Origin of the sequence: Pseudomonas sp. PDM03 (assembly GCF_014852385.1) — a bacterium.
Classification (GTDB): Bacteria; Pseudomonadota; Gammaproteobacteria; order Pseudomonadales; family Pseudomonadaceae; genus Aquipseudomonas; species Aquipseudomonas migulae.
This window is the reverse complement of record NZ_JACVBM010000001.1, coordinates 709,251-726,585: the sequence shown is the minus strand read 5'-3', so window position 1 is coordinate 726,585 and position 17,335 is coordinate 709,251. Positions and strand designations below refer to the sequence as shown.

Sequence of the window (17,335 nt, the reverse complement as noted above, 5' to 3'; positions counted from 1 at the left end):
GGACGACCCGCCGAAGCCACTGGCGTGAAAGTGCAGAACATCCACAGGTCCTTGTGTCTATTTCAAGACACGGGACTTTGCGTGGATCAACCGATTGGTTGATGTCAGGCGATTCGATAATTGGCGTAGGACGGCTCCGTGAAGTCGTAATCTGCGGTCAGGTGCCGACTGCCTTCGTCACAAGACGCATGGTTGTAAGAGCGGTCTGTAGGGATGGGGCCTGGGGGGCGCTGTATCGCGGGCGCAAAGCGTAGGAAGGGACAAACCCCAACACTGAACAGCATCAATGCCAGCAGCCCGAACGTCAGGGACTGCTGGCGCATACTCGGTGACTTGACGATCAAGCAACAACTGAAGCCACTGGCCATTGTTGATGCGGAATCGGTAACTTGCGCGAGTCACCGCGCCCCATCGGAAAGTACATAAACCCGCTGCGCGCCAACCGGTCTGCGTCATACAGATTGCGCCCATCGAATATCACCGGCGCTTTCAATCGTTGCTGGATCAGATTGAAATCCGGCGCCTTGAACTGTTGCCATTCGGTGCAGATGATCAACGCATCAGCGCCGGCCAGCACAGATTCCGGAGTACCCATGAGCATCAGCTTCGCTTCATCGGGATATAAATGCTGGGTTTCCTGCATTGCCTCCGGGTCGAACGCCCGCACGCTGGCACCGGCGGCCCACAGCGATTCCAGGAGTACCCGACTCGGCGCGTCGCGCATGTCGTCGGTGTTGGGCTTGAACGCCAGGCCCCACACAGCAAACGTCTTGCCGCGCAAATCGCCTTTGTAGAATGCGTTGATGCGCTCGAACAGCTTGTGTTTCTGCCGCTGGTTGATGGCTTCCACCGCTTGCAGCAGGTCGCTGGAGCAATGCGCTTCCTCGGCGCTGTGGATCAGGGCGCGCATGTCCTTGGGGAAACACGAGCCGCCATAACCGCAGCCGGGGTAGATGAAGTGGTAGCCGATGCGCGAATCGGCGCCGATGCCCAGGCGTACCGATTCGATGTCGGCGCCGAGGTGTTCGGCCAGTTCGGCGATCTGGTTGATGAAGCTGATCTTGGTCGCCAGCATGCAGTTGGCGGCGTACTTGGTCAGCTCGGCGCTGCGCAGGTCCATGAACATGATCCGGTCATGGTTGCGGTTGAACGGTGCGTAGAGGTCGCGCATGACATCGCGCACGTCATCGTTTTCGCAACCGATGATGATACGGTCCGGGCGCCGACAATCGGCGACAGCCGAACCTTCTTTCAAGAACTCCGGATTGGAGACGATATCGAACTGCAGCAACCGACCGATTTTGATCAGGCACTTGTCGATGTGCGTGCGCAAGGTATCGCCGGTGCCCACGGGAACGGTGGATTTCTCCACCAGAATCACCGGCTGCTCGCGGTGGCGGGCCACCGCTTCACCCACCGACAGCACGTAGCGTAAATCCGCTGAACCATCGTCCCGGGACGGCGTGCCCACCGCGATGAACAACACCTGGCCGTGTTGCACCGCGAATTTTTCATCGGTGGTGAACTGCAACCGCTTGGCCTCCAGGCTTTCGCGCACCAGGCTGGCCAGCCCCGGCTCGAAAATGCTCACGTGGCCTTGTTGCAGCAACTCGACTTTTTTCTCGTCGATGTCCATGCAAACCACATCGTGGCCGACTTCAGCCAGGACAGCGGCCTGCACCAGGCCGACGTAACCGCTACCAAATACACTGATTTTCATAGGTCACTCCTGAGTGTGGACGCGTGAGCAGGTCGAGCGTTGATGGTGATGACGCCCAGAATGACCAGGGCCACCCCGAGGCTTTTGGAAAGGCTGAAGTCTTCGTTGAACCCCGGCAGGACGGCGGCCAGCAGGTACACCAGCGCGTAGCTGATGCTCAGCAGCGAGTAAGCCCGGCCCAGCGGCACATCGCGCAGGGCCAGGAGCCAGCTGAGCATCGACAGGGCGTAAGCGAGGATGGCGGCCAGCACCACGGCGACGGCGCTCGGGTCGAGGCTGGCGGTCAGCAAGTGCTCCGGTGACGGCAGGCGCGTCATGCTCCAGCGCATGCCCAACTGCGCGGCACTGCCGAGCAGCACGCTGCCCAGGGCGAAGGCGATGCCCCGACGCAGGCTCATGCGTTCAACCCCAGCAAAATCACGCCGCCGATCACCAGCGCCACGCCCAACCCGTGGCGGCGGTCGATGGTTTCGTGGAAGACAAAGCGAGCGATCAGGGTGATCAGCACAAAATTGAGGCTCAACATCGGATAGGCGACGCCGACTTCAAGTCGCTGCAACACCAGCAGCCATACCAGCAAACCCGCGCCCAGCGCGGCGAGGGCCAGCCACAGCCATGGCGAGCGCAGTTTTTCGCCCCAGCCCGACGTCTTGCCGCGCCAGTTCTCCACGGCGTATTTCTGGGCGATCTGGCCCAGGCAGGTCAGCAGGCAGGCCGCCAATACCAGCAACAGGCTCATGACGCACCCTGAGGGAATATCAAAATCACAAGGTTGCCTTGTTCATAGCGTTTGCCATCCTTGGGCAAGCGGTCGATTTCATGCAGCTCGTCTTCACCCTTGACCCGCATCAGCACGCCTACCGAGCCACGCTGACGGGCATCGTGCATCCACTGTTGCACGCGATCAGGGTCGACGCGTTGCGACACGCCGTCAGGATAAGCGAGGCCATATTTCAGTTCGCCTATCGTGTTGTACAACGCCACGTCCGGGCGTTTCAGGCGCCAGGCCAGGGCCGAAGCGGCGCCCAGATCGTTGCTCAACAAACTGGCGGTCTCGCCGAGTTCCCGGGCATGCTCAAGGACAAACTGGTCGGGCATTTTGTTCGCCACCACCGATTCGGGTATGGCCGCCGGCAAGACCCCGACCAGCAGCAGGCTGCCGAAGGCCGGCGCTGCCCAGCATTGCAAGGGCCGGAACGCTTGCAGAAGGTTGGCCATGATCCAGCCGATCAGGCCGATGAACACCAGCACCAGGTTGTGCAACTCGTGGTCGTACAGCGGTTTTTTCAGTTGCAGGTACACCAGCGTGAAGAGGGTGGTCAGGCCCAGCATGAGATTGAGCAAACCATTGAGGCCCAGTACCCGGCCTTGCTCCAGCCGCAAGCGATCCGCCAGCGCATGCCCCAGCAGCAAGGCCAGTGGCAACAGGCACGGCATGATGTAGGTGGGCAACTTGCCGTTGCTCAGGCTGAAAAACAGCAGCGGCATCAGCAACCACAACAGCAGGAAAGCGATGTTTGCCTGCCTGCGGGTTTGCCATGCCTGACGAAGTGCAGACGGCAGCAGCACCACCCACGGCAGACTGAACGCCACCAGCAACGGCAGATAAAACCACCACGGCGCGTCATGCTGCGCGTCCTCACTGGCGAACCGACGGATGTGTTCGTGCCAGAAGAAAAACCGCCAGTAATCGGGTTCCTGCGCGTGCACCGCCAAGGCCCAAGGCAGGCTCACGGCGATGGCCACGGCAATTGCCAGCGGGCCGTAGATCAACAATTCGCGCCAGCGTTTTTGCCAGAGCATCCAGGGCAGGGCTATCAGCACCGGCAGCAGCCAGGCCAGAAAGCCCTTGGTCAAGAAGCCCATGCCACAGGCCAGGCCCAGTGTTGCCCAGGCAATCAGGCGTCGGGCGCGGGTGGCGCTGTCCAACGCAAACCACAAGGCGACCAGGCTCAGGTTGACCCAGAAAGTGAACTGCGGATCGAGATTGGCGTAGCCCGCTTGCCCGGCGACCACGGTGAAACTCATGTACAGCAACGCGCAGGCAAAGCTTTTGCGTGGCTCGTTCCACAGCCGGCGGGCGATCAAGTAACACAGCATCACACTGAGCCCGGTACTGATGGCCGAAGCAATCCGCACCCCGAACAGATTGTCGCCAAACAGTGCCTGGCCAAGGGCGATCATCCAGTACCCGGCCACCGGTTTTTCGAAATAGCGCAGGCTCATGAAATGCGGCGAGATCCAATTGCCGCTCAAGAGCATGTCCTGGCTGATCTGCGCGTAACGGGTTTCATCGGGAATCCACAGACCGTGGGTGCCCATTGGCAGCAGGTAGCCCAGCAGGAAAAGTCCCAGCAGCAGCGGAAGTACCCAGCGTTTACTCATGCACCTTGCACTCCCAGCCAGCCTTCACGACCGTCGAGCGTGCCGCGCAGTACGCGACCGGTCGGCAAGGTGCCTGGTGCCTTGGGCAGCAATTCGCCCAAGGGTTGAAAACGGATACCTCGCTGGCGCGCAGCGGCCAGCAGTTGACGAAAATCGTTGGCCATCAGAATCCCTTCTACTTCGGCGTGCACCGTATAGACGTTGAGTTTTTCCGGGGAGAATCGATCGAGAATGAATCCGTTGAAGTCCTTGGACGCGAGCGTTGGGCCAACCACTTCATCGAAGGTCGGCAGGTCGACCGGAATCTGCGGCGCGCCCAAGTCACCCTCGGCCAATATCGGGCGGAACAGGCTGTGGCCACGGCAATCGCTGTTGTAGCGAAAGCCGAAAGCCTGCTTGGCCTCGATCACGCGCTCGTCCGCGCGCCAACCGGCGGCTGCCGAACACTCGATTTTTTGCCCGAGGATGTCGCCGAGCGTGTCCACGCCCTGGCGAATCTGCTCGATCAACTGTGCGTCGCTCCAGCGCCCGGCATTGGCCTGCCAGCCGTGGTGATCCCAGGCATGCAGGCCGACTTCATGATCTGCATCCCGGGCCTGGCGCATCAAGTGCCCAAGGTCGCGGCCAATGGGTTTGCCCGGCCACGCGGTGCCGGCCAGCAGGATGTCCCAGCCGTAAAGCCCGGCGGCGTTGGACCGCAGCATCTTCCACAGGAACTGCGGACGGATCAGGCGCCACAAGTGGCGCCCCATGTTGTCCGGCCCGACGCTGAAGAAAAACGTCGCTTTGACCTGCGCTTCATCGAGCATCTCCAGCAGCCGGGGCACTCCTTCCCGAGTGCCCCGGTAGGTGTCGACATCAATCCGAAGGCCTGCCTGCATCAGTGCTTGTCCGCGATTTCGAGCATCGCTTCACGCAAGAAGAAATCCAGGGTGTTGCCGATGGTTTCGCTCATCTGCACGGTCGGCGCCCAGTCCAAAAGACGCTTGGCGTTGTCGATGCTCGGTTTGCGGTGGGACACGTCCTGGTAACCGGTGCCGTAGAACGCCTTGCTTTCGACGTCGCGGAACCCGGCAAACGGCGGGAAGTTGCCGCGCAGCGGGTGCGCTTCGAACTGGCGCAGCAGCTCTTCGCCCAACTGACGGATGCTGGCTTCGTTGTCGGGGTTGCCGATGTTGATGATCTGGCCGTTGCAGGCATCGTTGTCGTTATCGATGATCCGCGCCAACGCTTCGACGCCGTCGGCGATGTCGGTGAAGCAGCGTTTTTGCTCACCGCCATCGAACAGGCGAATCGGCGTGCCTTCCACCAGGTTGAGGATCAGTTGCGTGATCGCCCGGGAGCTGCCGATGCGCGCCGAGTCCAGTCGGTCGAGGCGCGGGCCCATCCAGTTGAAGGGGCGGAACAGGGTGAAGTTCAGGCCTTTCTGGCCGTACGCCCAGATCACGCGGTCGAGCAATTGCTTGGAGGTCGAGTAGATCCAGCGCTGCTTGTTGATCGGCCCGACCACGAGGTTGGAGGTGTCTTCGTCGAATTTGGCGTCCTGGCACATGCCGTAGACTTCCGAGGTCGAGGGGAAGATCACGCGCTTGTTGTATTTGACGCAGTAGCGCACCAGTTTCAGGTTTTCTTCAAAGTCCAGTTCGAACACGCGCAGCGGATTGCGGGTGTACTCGATCGGCGTGGCGATCGCCACCAGCGGCAGGACCACGTCGCACTTCTTGATGTGGTACTCGATCCACTCGGAGTGGATGCTGATGTCGCCTTCGACGAAGTGGAAATGCGGATGGCTGCGCAGGCGTTCGATGGCGTCCGAGCCAATATCCAGGCCGTAGACCTCGTAGCGGTCGTCACGCAGCAAACGTTCGGACAAGTGATTGCCGATGAAGCCGTTGACGCCGAGGATCAGCACGCGGGTGCGACGTGGCGCGCGCCCTGATTCGGCACCGCGCAGGACGGAACCGTCGACCAGCCCCAGTTCGTTGGCCAGTTGCGGGCCGCTCAGGTACAAACCGTTGTCGTTGCGTTGACCGGCAGTGATCACCAGCGAGTCTTCGCCGCAGGCAATGCGCAGCGGATCGACGCTGATGACCCGGCCCGGTGCCTGACCTTCGTTGCCCTGGGCGACTTCGGCGCTCCACACTATCAGTTTGTGCTCACCCACCGCGCAGAACGCGCCGGGATAAGGCTGGGTCACGGCGCGTACCAGATTGAACAAGTGTTCGGCCGGGCGCTTCCAGTCCAGTTTTCCGTCCGCCGGGGTGCGACGACCGAACACTGTGGCTTGGGATTCGTCCTGCGCGGTTTCACTGACTTTTCCGGCGAGCAACGCCGGCAGCGTGTCGCGCAGCAGGTCGGTAGCGGCCACGCGCAACTTGCCGTGCAGGCTCAGCGCGGTGTCGCTTCGCTCTATCGCGACTTTTTTCTGGGCGAGGATCGCGCCGGCATCGGCACGTTTGACCATGCGGTGCAGGGTCACGCCGGTTTCGTTTTCGCCATTGACCAGCACCCAGTTGGCCGGCGCACGACCGCGATAGCGCGGCAGTAACGAACCGTGCAGGTTGAACGCGCCGTTAGCGGCCGTGGCCAGCAACGGTTCGCTGAGCAGGTGGCGGTAGTAAAACGAGAACAGGTAATCGGGGTTGAGCTTGGCGATGCGTTCGATCCACAGCGGATGATTGACGTCTTCCGGTGCGTGCACCGCAATTCCCTTACGGGCGCACAGTTGCGCAACCGAGCCGTAGAAGGCGTTTTCCTGCGGATCATCGGCATGGGTGAACACGGCGGCAATCTCGTAACCGCTGGCGAGCAGGGTTTCGATGCCGGCACAGCCAATATCGTGATAGGCGAAGACAACAGCTTTTGCGCTCATGAGAGAACCTGATCTGAAGAGGTGGAAGTGAGGCCGTCGACGGTGACCACAGGCGCCGGAGTAGCCGGCTGGCTGCGCAGGACTTTTTCGATGAAGAACCGCGGACGGGCGCGAACGTCGCTGTACATGCGCCCGAGGTATTCACCCAAAAGCCCCATGCCGATGAACTGACCGCCGGTGAACACGAACAGCACGGCGAACAGCACGAACGTACCGTCACCGGCCCAACTGGCGCCGAACACCAGCCGCAGGACGATCAGCGCCATGGCGAATGCCACGCCCAGTCCGGCCATGGCGAAGCCGACAATGCTCAGCAACCGCAGCGGCGTGGTGGTCATGCACGTGATCAGGTCGAACATCAGATTGACCAGGCGCATGGGGCTGTACTTCGATTCGCCGTGTTCGCGCTCGGCGTGGGTCACCAGGATTTCCGTGGTGTGCCGGGCGAAGCTGTTGGCCAGGATCGGGATGAACGTGCTGCGTTCACGGCAGGCGAGCATGGCGTCGACAATGGTCCGGCGGTAAGCCCGGAGCATGCAGCCGTAGTCGCTCATGGCGACGCCGGTGGAACGCTGCACGGCGAGGTTGATCAGTTTCGACGGCCAACGGCGCAGGGCCGAGTCCTGGCGGTTGTTGCGCACCGTGGCGACCACGTCATAGCCGAGTTCGGCCTGAGCCACCAACCGTGGAATTTCTTCGGGCGGGTTTTGCAGATCGGCATCGAGGGTGATGACGACATCCCCCTTGCACTGCTCGAAACCGGCCATGATTGCCGCGTGCTGGCCGTAGTTGCGGTTGAGAATGACCGCCACCACCGGGCTGCACTCGCGACTGGCGGCTTCTTCAAGTATCTGTGCCGAGTGGTCGCGGCTGCCGTCGTCGACCAATACGATTTCATAGTCATGGTGCAATTGCTGGCACGCCGCTTCGGTGCGCCTGAGCAGTTCGGGCAGGCTGTCCTGTTCGTTGTAGACCGGGATGACAATTGACACACAACGGATCGGATAAGGTTTCACAGGCGTCTGTCCACAGTGTTTTCGATTGCGCTGACCACTCGGTCGACGTCGTCGGGGGGCATGTCGGGGAACAACGGGATCGAACACAGGCGCGCCGAGTTCCATTCGGTGTTGGGCAGGTAGATGTTGGGGAATCGCTGGCGGTAGTAGGTGTGCAGGTGAGTGGCGATGAAGTGAATGCCGGTGCCGATGTTTTGTTCCTGTAGGGCCTTCATGAACGCCTCACGGTCCAGCCCGCAACGCTCGGTGTCGATGCGCAGGATGAACAGGTGCCAGGCGTGCTGCTGCGGGTAGGTCGGAATCGCCAGCGGTTGCACCGATGAGCCTTCCAACCGTTGCAGATACGATCTGGCCAACGCGGTGCGCTTGGTGTTGATCTCATCCAGACGTTGCAGTTGCACCAGGGCGATGGCCGCATTGATGTCGGCCAGGTTGTATTTGAACCCCGGCTCGATCACCTGGGCCTGGGGTTTGCGCCCGTGGGTCAGGCGGTCGTAGGCATCGACGCCGAGGCCATGAAACTTGAGCATCCGCACTCGACTGGCCAGCGCTTCATCATCCGTGACGAACATCGCGCCCTCGGCGCAGGTCATGTTCTTGATCGCGTGAAACGAGAAGATCGCCGTGCCTTTCGCGCCGACGTGACGATTTTTGTAGAGGGTTCCGGCGGCGTGGGCGGCGTCTTCAATAACGGGGATGCCGTGTTTGTCGGCCAACGCATAGAGTGGATCGAGATCGAACGCGGCGCCGGCATAATGCACCGGAATGATTGCCCGGGTGCGCGGGGTGATGGCCGCTTCAATGTGCTCCACATTGCTCATCAGCGTGTCGCGGTCAACGTCGACGAACACCGGTGTCGCGCCCAGCAGGCAGATCATGTTGGCGGTGGAGACCCAAGTCTGGGACGGCGTGATCACTTCATCGCCGGGACCAATACCCAAGGCCAGTAATGTGACGTGCATGGCGCCGGTCGCCGAAGAAAGTGCCACGGCATGACGGCAACCCACGTAGTTGGCGAAGTGTTCTTCCAGTTGCTGGTTTTTCGGTCCGGTAGTAATCCAGCCGGAGCGTAGTACTTGCTCTACGGCAGCCAGTTCTTCATCGCCGATACTGGGGCGGGAGAAGGGGAGAAAAGCCTGACTCATGGGCACCTCAAGGCTGTTGGCTTAGTGGTATGGCTCTAAATAAATATTGGATCCAATAGAAGCGTAGCCGAACAATTGAAAACGGCATCAATGAGTTGACTCATCATGCTGACAATCCGCTTTCATTGACTTTTCCTGCCTGGACCGGCAGGTTGGGAGCCCCTTGCGGCTCACCGTATTCATGAGAGGTTAGGCGCGTTTTTGTGAAAGGAACATGAAAAACCGGTCGGCGAATTGTTTTTCTGACAGCTATTAAGCCTGTGTTCAGACTACTGCCGTTCATCGCGTTTTTAGTAGAAAGGTCCTACAGAAGTGTTCCGCTTTATATGAAGGATGTTTCAATCCTTAGTTGTTTTAATGATCTGTTTCCACTCAAGGCCGTTTTGTTTTGATTGACTTACCTGTTGCTGATTCAACTGCTGCAAAGAGCCCGATGACCGTGTATCTGGCGCGACTGGCGCCGTCCAGCCAACTGACCATGCGTTATGTGTTGCAGGATGCCGCCGATCGTCTGGGCTTCGAAGACATGAACGTCGAGGAAATTCCCTGGCACGAGCTTCAGCCCGAGGATGTGATCGCGCTGGTCGCGGCACTGCGTGAGGATGGCTACGCGCCGAATACGTCGTCGCTGTACGTCAACGCTGTGCGCGGGGTGATGAACGAAGCGTGGCGCATGAGCCTGATCAGCCAGGAACACTTGCTGAAAATGCGTTCGGTCAAGGGGATTGCCGGTACGCGCCTGTCTCAGGGGCGCAACCTGCGGCGCTCGCTGATCCAGGAAATGATGGCGGTCTGTGCCGCGGACCCTCGGCCACAAGGCCTGCGAGACGCGGCGATCATCGGGATTCTGTATGGTTCAGGCATGCGCAAGTCGGAATCGGTGAACCTGGACCTCGATCAGGTTGACTTCACCGAGCGCAGCCTGCGGGTGACCGCCAAAGGCAACAAGCAACTGATCAAATACGCACCGGCCTGGGCATTCGCCAAGCTGGATGCCTGGCTGGAGCTGCGCCGCTCGCAACTCAAGGACGGCGAAGTGGACGATCCGTTCCTGTTCAATCGCATTCGCCGTGGCAGCCACATCACCCGTGAGCGCATCACCAAGCACGCGATCTATTACATCGCCCGCCAGCGCGGTGCGCAGGTTGGGGTGAAGATCATGCCCCATGATTTTCGCCGCTCGTTCATTACCCGGGCGATCGAGGAACATGACTTGTCAATCGCGCAGAAACTCGCCCATCACAGCAATATCCAGACAACCGCCAACTACGACGTGCGGGATGACAACGAGCGGCGACGGGCCGTGGATCGTTTCGACCTTTAAGCTTCGCTCAACACGTGGGCGTGACCGATGGTGGAGACGTGCACCGCACTGCCGGTGGGTGGTGCGTACAGGCCCGAACTGCGAACCATGAGTGTGCGACCGGGCTGCTCGGCGGATGGCAACGACTCCAGTTCCACGGTCAAGGTGCAGGTATTGCCGCTGAAATCCCGCTCGGTCACCACCGCGCGACACCCGGTGGCCTCCACCGCGCTCGGCACGATGCCGACCACTTGCAACTGCTCGGGCCGCAGCATGATCTGCGCGCAACGGTTGTTGCGATGGTTGTTGACCGGGATCCGCCCCAGATCACAATGCGCCCAGCCAGCCTCGATCCTGGCGGGCATGACCACCGCATCGCCGAGAAACAGCGCGGTTTGTTCGTCACCGGGGTAGCGGTAGAGGTCCAGTGGATGACCTGACTGCACCAGTTGGCCATCGCGCATGACCGCCAGTTGATCGGCAAACGACAGCGCCTCGCTTTGGTCATGGGTCACCAGGATGGTGGTGACCCCGGCGTCTGCCAGCAACCGCGCGACCAGTTTGCGCATGGCCGCGCGCAAGCCGGTGTCGAGCGCGGAAAACGGCTCATCGAGCAACATCAGGCGCGGCTGTTGCGCCAATGCCCGCGCCAGAGCCACACGTTGTTGCTGGCCGCCGGAAAGCTCGTGGGGCCAACGATTGGCCATGCTGGAATCCAGTGCCACGCTGTCCATCAGTTCAGCAATACGCTCCTGTTTTTGCGCACCCTTGGTCGACAGGCCGAAACCGATATTGGCAGCCACGGTCATGTGCGGGAACAGGGCGCCGTCCTGCGGGACATAACCTATCTGGCGTTGGTGCGCCGGGACTTCGTGGGTGTCGTCCACCAACGTCTGGCCGTTGAGTGTCAGGCGACCCACGTCCGGAAACTCGAAACCGGCGATCATGCGCAACAAGGTGGTTTTGCCCGAACCGGAAGGCCCGACGATCACCGTGCGGCTGCCCGTCGGCACCGACAGGCTGATGTTTTCCAGGGCGCGTTGCGAGCCATAGGATTTGCAGATCGAATGCAGTTCAAGAGCGTTCATCGGCCAGCCGTTTTTTTGGATTGGTGATAGAGGAGCCCGGTCAACGGAAGTGACAGCAGGATCATCAGCAAGGCATAAGGCGCGGCAGCGGCGTAATCGATCTCGCTGGTCAACGCCCAGAACCCGGTCGCCAGCGTGCGCGTGCCGTTCGGCGCGAGCAGCAAGGTGGCGGTCAATTCATTGGTGATCGCCAGAAACACCAGCGCGGCGCCGGCGGCTGCACCGGGCGCGGCGAGGCGCAGGGTAATCAGCCACAGTGCGCGGCCGGGCGAGCGACCGAGACTGCGCGCGATGTTCTCCAGCTCCACCGGCGCCTGGGCGATACCCGCCCGCAAGCTGACCAGCGCACGGGGTAAAAACATCAGCAGATACGCCAGCAGTACGGTGATCGTAGTCTGATAAATCGGCCGGGCGAAATGTACCGTGACGGTCACCAAGGCCAGGGCGACCACAATGCCCGGCAATGAGCTGGTGATGTAGTTGCAGCTTTCGAGGACCCGTTGCAGTCGCCCCGGCGAGCGGATCGACAGCCAGGCAATCGGGATCGCAGCGCAGGTGGTGAGGGCAGCACCCGCAATCCCCAGCAGCAGCGTCTGTTGCAGTGCCGGCATCAAGTCGGCCATCTGCCAGACGTGCACACCACCGGCGATCAGCCACTTGCCCAAGGTGATCAACGGCACCCCGAGCGCGAGGGCGCAGGTCACGATTTGCAAGGTCAGTGCGAGCACGGTGGGCACCTTTTTCAGGCGCACGAGCTGCTGCTCCCGGGCGCTTCCGGAACCGACGCGGGCATAACGCGCATTGCCACGCGCCGTCGACTCGACGGTGAGCATCGCCAGGCAGCACAGCGCGAGAACACTGGCCAGCATGTTCGCGGCAGGTCCGTTGAAGGTGGATTTGAACTGATCGAAGATCGCCGTGGTGAAGGTGTCGAAGCGGATCATCGCGTACAGGCCATATTCGGCCAGCAGGTGCAGCCCGACCAGCAAGGCGCCGCCGCAAATGGCCAGGCGCAACTGCGGCAGCACGACGCGAAAAAATACGGCCCAGGGCTTGAGCCCCATCGATTGCGCGACATCTTCAATGGCCGGATCGAGCCGACGCAAGGTCGCCGCAATCGGCAAGTAGAGGAAGGGGAAGTAGGCGATGACCGACACCAGAACCCCGGCAAACAGCCCGTGAATCGGCGGCACCAGGCTGACCCAGGCATAGCTGTGGACGAATGCCGGAACCGCCAGCGGCGCGGTCGCCAGTAACGACCACCAGCGTCGCCCCGGCAGATCGCTGCGCTCGGTCAGCCAGGCCAGTGTCACGCCCAGCGCGATGCACAAGGGGATCGTGATCAACACCAGCAACACCGTATTGATCAACAGCTCGCCAACCCGTGGCCGGAACACCAGTGCCAGCAAGGTCGACCAGCCAGTTTGTACGGACACGCCGATGACAAAGGCGATGGGCAGCAGCGCGAGCAGAGAAACCAGCACCGACAAACCGATCACCCACGCACCGCCGCGACCCACGAACAATCCGCGGGAGCGGTGGCGTAAAGGTGCGGGAATCGCCTCAGCGACGCCCGCCGGTAATGTTTCAGGTATCAATTAGAGCAGTCCGGCCTGAGTCATCAGCTCCACGGCTTTTTTACTGTCGAGTTTCGAGGCGTCGACTTTCGGCGCGTCGAGCTGCTGCAGCGGCACCAGTTTGGGGTTGGATTCAGCGTTCTTGCCTACAGCGTATTCATAGGAGTTGCCGGTCTTGAGGATCGCCTGGCCGTCTTTGCCGGTGACCCATTTCAGGAACGCCTGGGCTTGATCCTTGTGTTGGCTGGACGCCAGGACACCGCCACCGGAAATACTCACAAACGCGCCCGGGTCTTTGTGCTTGAAGTAGTGCAGGGCGGTGTTCTTGCTGTTCTCGCCGGTCTTGGCCTGATCACCGAAGCGGTAATAGTGATAAATCACGCCGCTGTCAATTTGCCCGGCGTTGACCGCTTTGAGCACCGAGCTGTTGCCTCGGTACGCGGTAAAGTTGTTTTTCATTCCCTTCAGCCACTCAAGCGTGGCGGCTTCGCCCTTGAGCTCCAGCACGGCGGCGACAATCGCCTGGAAGTCGGCACCGGCCGGCGAGGCTGCCCAACGGCCTTTCCACTTGGCGTCGGCGAGGTCCATCAGCGACTTCGGCAATTCGGCTTCGGGTAGTTTGCCCGGGTTGTAGACAAACACCGTGGAGCGCGCCGCGATCCCGACCCATTTGCCATGGGCCGGACGGTAGGCTGCATCGACCTGTTCCAGGGTGGTCGGCGCCACTGGCGCAAACAGCCCGGCGTTGTCCACCAGCACCATGGCCGGGGAGTTTTCGGTCAGGAACACGTCAGCCGGGGAGGCCGCGCCTTCCTGCACGATCTGATTGCCCATTTCAGTGTCGTCGCCATTGCGTATCGTGACCTTGATCCCGGTTTCCTTGGTAAAACCTTCGACCCAGGCTTTGGTCAGGCTTTCGTGCTGGGCGTTGTAGACCACGATACCGTCTGCATCGGCGGCGTAAACGTGGCCGGCGCTCAGCAGGGCAGTGGCCAGCAGGGCTTTTTTCAGGAAAGAGGGGATATGGCGATTCATGCTTCGGGCAGCTCCTGTTTTTTGGGCGTCATGCGCAGGAATTCGCGGTTCAACCAATGCGAATCATTTGCATGTTTCGGATCGCTGGAATGTAGTGGGTACAATGAGAAAAAAACGTTAAATAAACCGTTAATACATGTCATTTTCATTCAGATTAGCAGTGACTCAGCCCCTTGCCCGGTCGATCTGATTCAAACGATGTCGTCGATCAGGATATGGCGCTGGCCACGGCTGCAAATCTCGATTCTGGCTTCGACCTCGTAGACCTCGCGCAGCATCTGTTCGGTGATTACTTCAGCGCTGGGGCCGCTTCCCCGGGACGTTCCATTGGCAATCACCAATACCTGATCGGCAAAACGTAGCGCTTGATTCAGGTCATGGATGGCAATAAATACAATGACTTCGCGTTTACGTGCCAGTGCGCGCATGAAGTTCAGCACTTGTACTTGCCGATGCATGTCCAGCGCGCTGGTCGGTTCGTCCATCAGCAGGATTTCCGGTTCGCGCACCAGCGTTTGTGCGATCGATACCAATTGCTGCTGCCCGCCACTGAGTTCACCGAGGTTGCGAAAGGATAGTTCGGTGATGCCGAGCGCGTCGAGAATCTGGTCCACGAGTTTCAGCTCGTCGTCGTGAACGACCCACCCCGGCGTCAGTTGTTTGCGGGCCAGCAGCACGGACTCATAGACGGTCAGTCGGGCACTGGCATTCAAGCCCTGAGGCATATAGCTGATGCCCTGCGGCCCCTTTTTCGAGCCCTGCAAGTTGACCTGTCCCGGGCCGTCAATCAGCCCGGCCATGCGTTTGAACAGGGTGGATTTACCCGCTGCATTGGGCCCGACCACTGCGACCACTTGGCCACCGATAAACGTTGCCGTGGTCACGCCGCTAATGATCTCGCGCTGGCCATAGCGGGCACCAAGGTTTTCAAGCTGGAGCTTCACCATGTGTTTTTCTTCCCGCCAAGGATCAAAGAGATGAAGAACGGCACGCCGATCAGCGAAGTGACCACGCCAATGGGGAAAATCGCGCCAGGGATCAGGGTTTTGCTGACCACCGAACTGGCGGACAGAATCAGCGCACCGGTCAGCAATGACGCCGGCAAAAAGAACCGTTGATCTTCACCAATCAGCATCCGGGCGATGTGCGGACCGACCAGCCCGATAAAACCGATGGTGCCGACGAAGGCCACCGGAAACGAGGCGAGCAGGCTGACCATGATCAGCGTCTGGAAGCGCAAGCTGCGCACGTTGATCCCGAAGCTCGCGGCTTTGTCATCGCCCAGACGCAGGGCCGTCAGGGCCCAGGCCCGTTTGGCGAAGATCGGCAGGGTGATGAGGATCACCGCGCAAATCACCCCGAGTTTTGGCCAGGTGGCTTTGGTCAGGCTGCCCATGGTCCAGAACACTACGGCCGCCACCGCTTGCTCGGTGGCAAAAAACTGCACCAGTGCCAACAACGCGTTAAACGTAAATACCAGGGCAATGCCGAGCAACACGATGGTTTCGGCGGTTACGCCGCGACGCATGCTCAGAAAGTGAATCAGCAGCGCGCAAAGCATGGCCATGATGAACGCGTTCAGCGGCACCATGTACTGCGCCGCCAGCGGAAACAGCGCCACCCCGAAAGCCAGCCCCATTGCCGCACCAAAACTGGCGGCAGCAGAAAGGCCCAGGGTGAACGGACTGGCCAGCGGGTTGTTGAGGATCGTCTGCATCTGCGCACCGGCCAGCGACAGCGCCGCGCCGACCGCAACTGCCATCAGCGCGACCGGCAAGCGGATGTCCCACATCACCACCCGCACTTGCGCCGATGCCGTGTCCGGTGAAAACAGGGCGCCGAGCACTTCACTCAGGCTGTAACTGGCCGGCCCCAGTGCCAGATCGAGCAGCACGCTGAACACCAGCAACACCGCCAGCGCAGCCAGGATCAGCCGTTTTCGCAGGACCCGTTGACGGTACGTCACGCTCTGCGCAATAGGCAGTTCGCCTAACGAACTCATGGCTTGCCCCCGGTTTTCTCAAGGCTGACGAAGTAGCCCGGCTGGTAGGGCACGGGCAGGAAGCGTTCGTGGAGTTCGCGAAACGCGGCGTCGGGATCCAGATCGGCAAACAGCGCCGGATGAAACCACTTGGCCAATTGCTGGATGGCCACAAATTGATAAGGGCTGTTGTAGAACTGGTGCCAGATGGCATGAAACGCTTGATCGTTCTGCGCCTTGATACCCGCGTAGGCCGGACGTTGGGTGTACCAGGCCAGTTTGTGCCGCGCTTGTGCCAGATCCGCGCCCGGTCCGACGCCCACCCAGCGACCGCCGGGCGCAAAGGCTTGCCAGTTGGCGCTGGTGACGACCACTTGATCCGGGTTGGCGACGATCACCTGTTCGGGGTTCAACTGGCCAAAGGTGTTCACAATGATACTTTTGGCGATGTTGTTGCCACCGGCCATGTCGACAAACAGGCCAAAATTTTCGTTGCCGAAACTCAGGCAACAATCGTCGGTGTACCCACCGATTCGCTCGATGAATACATTGGGCCGCGCAGGGTGTTTGGCCTCGATGACGTCGGTGACACGACGGATCTGTTGATTGCGAAAGTCGATAAACGCCTCGGCGCGCGCCTCCTTGCCAAACAACTGGCCGAACAGGCGCATGGTCGGCTCGGTGTTTTGCATCGGGTTGTTGCGAAAATCGACGTAGACCACCGGGATCCCCAGCGCGTCGAGCTTCTCGATGTAGCGCGCATCTTCGGTGGCGTGCTGCGCTTCGATGTTCAGGACGATGACGTCCGGTTGTTGCGAGATCGCTTGCTCGATGTCGAAGGTGCCGTCCTCGAAGCCGCCGAACGTGGGAATCCTGGCGATGTCGGGGAACTTGCGCAGATAGGCGCCGTAAGTGTCAGGGTCGGACTGAATCAAGTCCTTGCGCCAACCGACGATGCGCTCGATGGGGTTTTGCGTATCCAGCGCGGCGACCAGGTACAACTGGCGCCCCTCGCCGAGAATCACCCGCCTGACCGGGAGGTGAACCTTGACCTTGCGGCCCAGCAGGTCAGTGATCGTGACGGCGGCGGGATCCGGACTCGCCGCGAGCGCGGTGCGCGGCGCCAGAGAAAACCACACCACGCCCAGCAGTCCCGCCAATAGCAGGGCCGCGAAGGCGTGGCGGCGTGGATGAACAGTTGCCATGGTTGAAA

General features: G+C 60.8%; 15 protein-coding genes. 1 reads left to right on the top strand and 14 read right to left on the bottom strand.

The features are described 5' to 3' along the window. Positions 1–340: 340 nt before the first annotated feature. The 8 genes from IB254_RS03405 to arnB are packed head-to-tail and all read right to left on the bottom strand — an operon-like array spanning position 341 to position 9,138. Entirely contained in the window at positions 341–1,720 is a 1,380-nt protein-coding gene (locus IB254_RS03405; RefSeq protein ID WP_192416405.1) for a UDP-glucose dehydrogenase family protein, read from the bottom strand. Further along, positions 1,717–2,118: a 4-amino-4-deoxy-L-arabinose-phosphoundecaprenol flippase subunit ArnF gene (arnF, locus tag IB254_RS03400; RefSeq protein ID WP_192416404.1), complete on the bottom strand. Its 402-nt coding sequence runs from the start codon at positions 2,116–2,118 to the stop codon at positions 1,717–1,719. Before arnF ends, IB254_RS03405 begins: the two co-directional genes overlap by 4 nt. Then, positions 2,115–2,459: a 4-amino-4-deoxy-L-arabinose-phosphoundecaprenol flippase subunit ArnE gene (gene arnE, locus IB254_RS03395; RefSeq protein ID WP_008026468.1), complete on the bottom strand. Its 345-nt coding sequence runs from the start codon at positions 2,457–2,459 to the stop codon at positions 2,115–2,117. Before arnE ends, arnF begins: the two co-directional genes overlap by 4 nt. Beyond that, positions 2,456–4,105: a lipid IV(A) 4-amino-4-deoxy-L-arabinosyltransferase gene (gene arnT / locus IB254_RS03390; RefSeq protein ID WP_192416403.1), complete on the bottom strand. Its 1,650-nt coding sequence runs from the start codon at positions 4,103–4,105 to the stop codon at positions 2,456–2,458. Before arnT ends, arnE begins: the two co-directional genes overlap by 4 nt. Next, positions 4,102–4,986: a 4-deoxy-4-formamido-L-arabinose-phosphoundecaprenol deformylase gene (gene arnD / locus IB254_RS03385; RefSeq protein WP_192416402.1), complete on the bottom strand. Its 885-nt coding sequence runs from the start codon at positions 4,984–4,986 to the stop codon at positions 4,102–4,104. The genes arnT and arnD overlap by 4 nt, the downstream gene beginning before the upstream one ends. After that, positions 4,986–6,977, bottom strand: a complete 1,992-nt coding sequence (arnA, locus tag IB254_RS03380; RefSeq protein WP_192416401.1) for a bifunctional UDP-4-amino-4-deoxy-L-arabinose formyltransferase/UDP-glucuronic acid oxidase ArnA — start codon at positions 6,975–6,977, stop codon at positions 4,986–4,988. Before arnA ends, arnD begins: the two co-directional genes overlap by 1 nt. Continuing rightward, positions 6,974–7,993: an undecaprenyl-phosphate 4-deoxy-4-formamido-L-arabinose transferase gene (arnC, locus tag IB254_RS03375; RefSeq protein ID WP_192416400.1), complete on the bottom strand. Its 1,020-nt coding sequence runs from the start codon at positions 7,991–7,993 to the stop codon at positions 6,974–6,976. The genes arnA and arnC overlap by 4 nt, the downstream gene beginning before the upstream one ends. Then, positions 7,990–9,138: a UDP-4-amino-4-deoxy-L-arabinose aminotransferase gene (arnB, locus tag IB254_RS03370; RefSeq protein ID WP_192416399.1), complete on the bottom strand. Its 1,149-nt coding sequence runs from the start codon at positions 9,136–9,138 to the stop codon at positions 7,990–7,992. Before arnB ends, arnC begins: the two co-directional genes overlap by 4 nt. A gap of 433 nt (positions 9,139–9,571) precedes the next feature. On the opposite strand from arnB, the gene xerC reads away from it, so the two are divergent. Further along, positions 9,572–10,462, top strand: coding sequence for a tyrosine recombinase XerC (gene xerC / locus IB254_RS03365; protein WP_192416398.1), 891 nt, complete (start codon positions 9,572–9,574; stop codon positions 10,460–10,462). On the opposite strand, the gene IB254_RS03360 is transcribed toward xerC, so the two are convergent. From IB254_RS03360 to IB254_RS03335, 6 genes are all read right to left on the bottom strand, one after another. Next, entirely contained in the window at positions 10,459–11,529 is a 1,071-nt protein-coding gene (locus IB254_RS03360; protein WP_192416397.1) for an ABC transporter ATP-binding protein, read from the bottom strand. The two genes, xerC and IB254_RS03360, sit on opposite strands and share 4 nt — an antisense overlap. Then, positions 11,526–13,124: an ABC transporter permease gene (locus IB254_RS03355; protein ID WP_192416618.1), complete on the bottom strand. Its 1,599-nt coding sequence runs from the start codon at positions 13,122–13,124 to the stop codon at positions 11,526–11,528. The genes IB254_RS03360 and IB254_RS03355 overlap by 4 nt, the downstream gene beginning before the upstream one ends. 3 nt (positions 13,125–13,127) lie before the next feature. Next, positions 13,128–14,141: an iron ABC transporter substrate-binding protein gene (locus IB254_RS03350; protein WP_008026448.1), complete on the bottom strand. Its 1,014-nt coding sequence runs from the start codon at positions 14,139–14,141 to the stop codon at positions 13,128–13,130. 191 nt (positions 14,142–14,332) lie between these two features. After that, entirely contained in the window at positions 14,333–15,088 is a 756-nt protein-coding gene (locus IB254_RS03345) for an ABC transporter ATP-binding protein (protein ID WP_008038420.1), read from the bottom strand. Next, a complete protein-coding gene (locus IB254_RS03340; protein WP_192416396.1) occupies positions 15,082–16,143 on the bottom strand; it encodes a FecCD family ABC transporter permease in 1,062 nt (353 codons plus the stop codon). The genes IB254_RS03345 and IB254_RS03340 overlap by 7 nt, the downstream gene beginning before the upstream one ends. Continuing rightward, positions 16,140–17,327 (bottom strand): ABC transporter substrate-binding protein, encoded by a 1,188-nt coding sequence (locus tag IB254_RS03335; RefSeq protein WP_192416395.1) that lies wholly within the window; start codon positions 17,325–17,327, stop codon positions 16,140–16,142. Before IB254_RS03335 ends, IB254_RS03340 begins: the two co-directional genes overlap by 4 nt. Between the last annotated feature and the right edge of the window lie 8 nt (positions 17,328–17,335).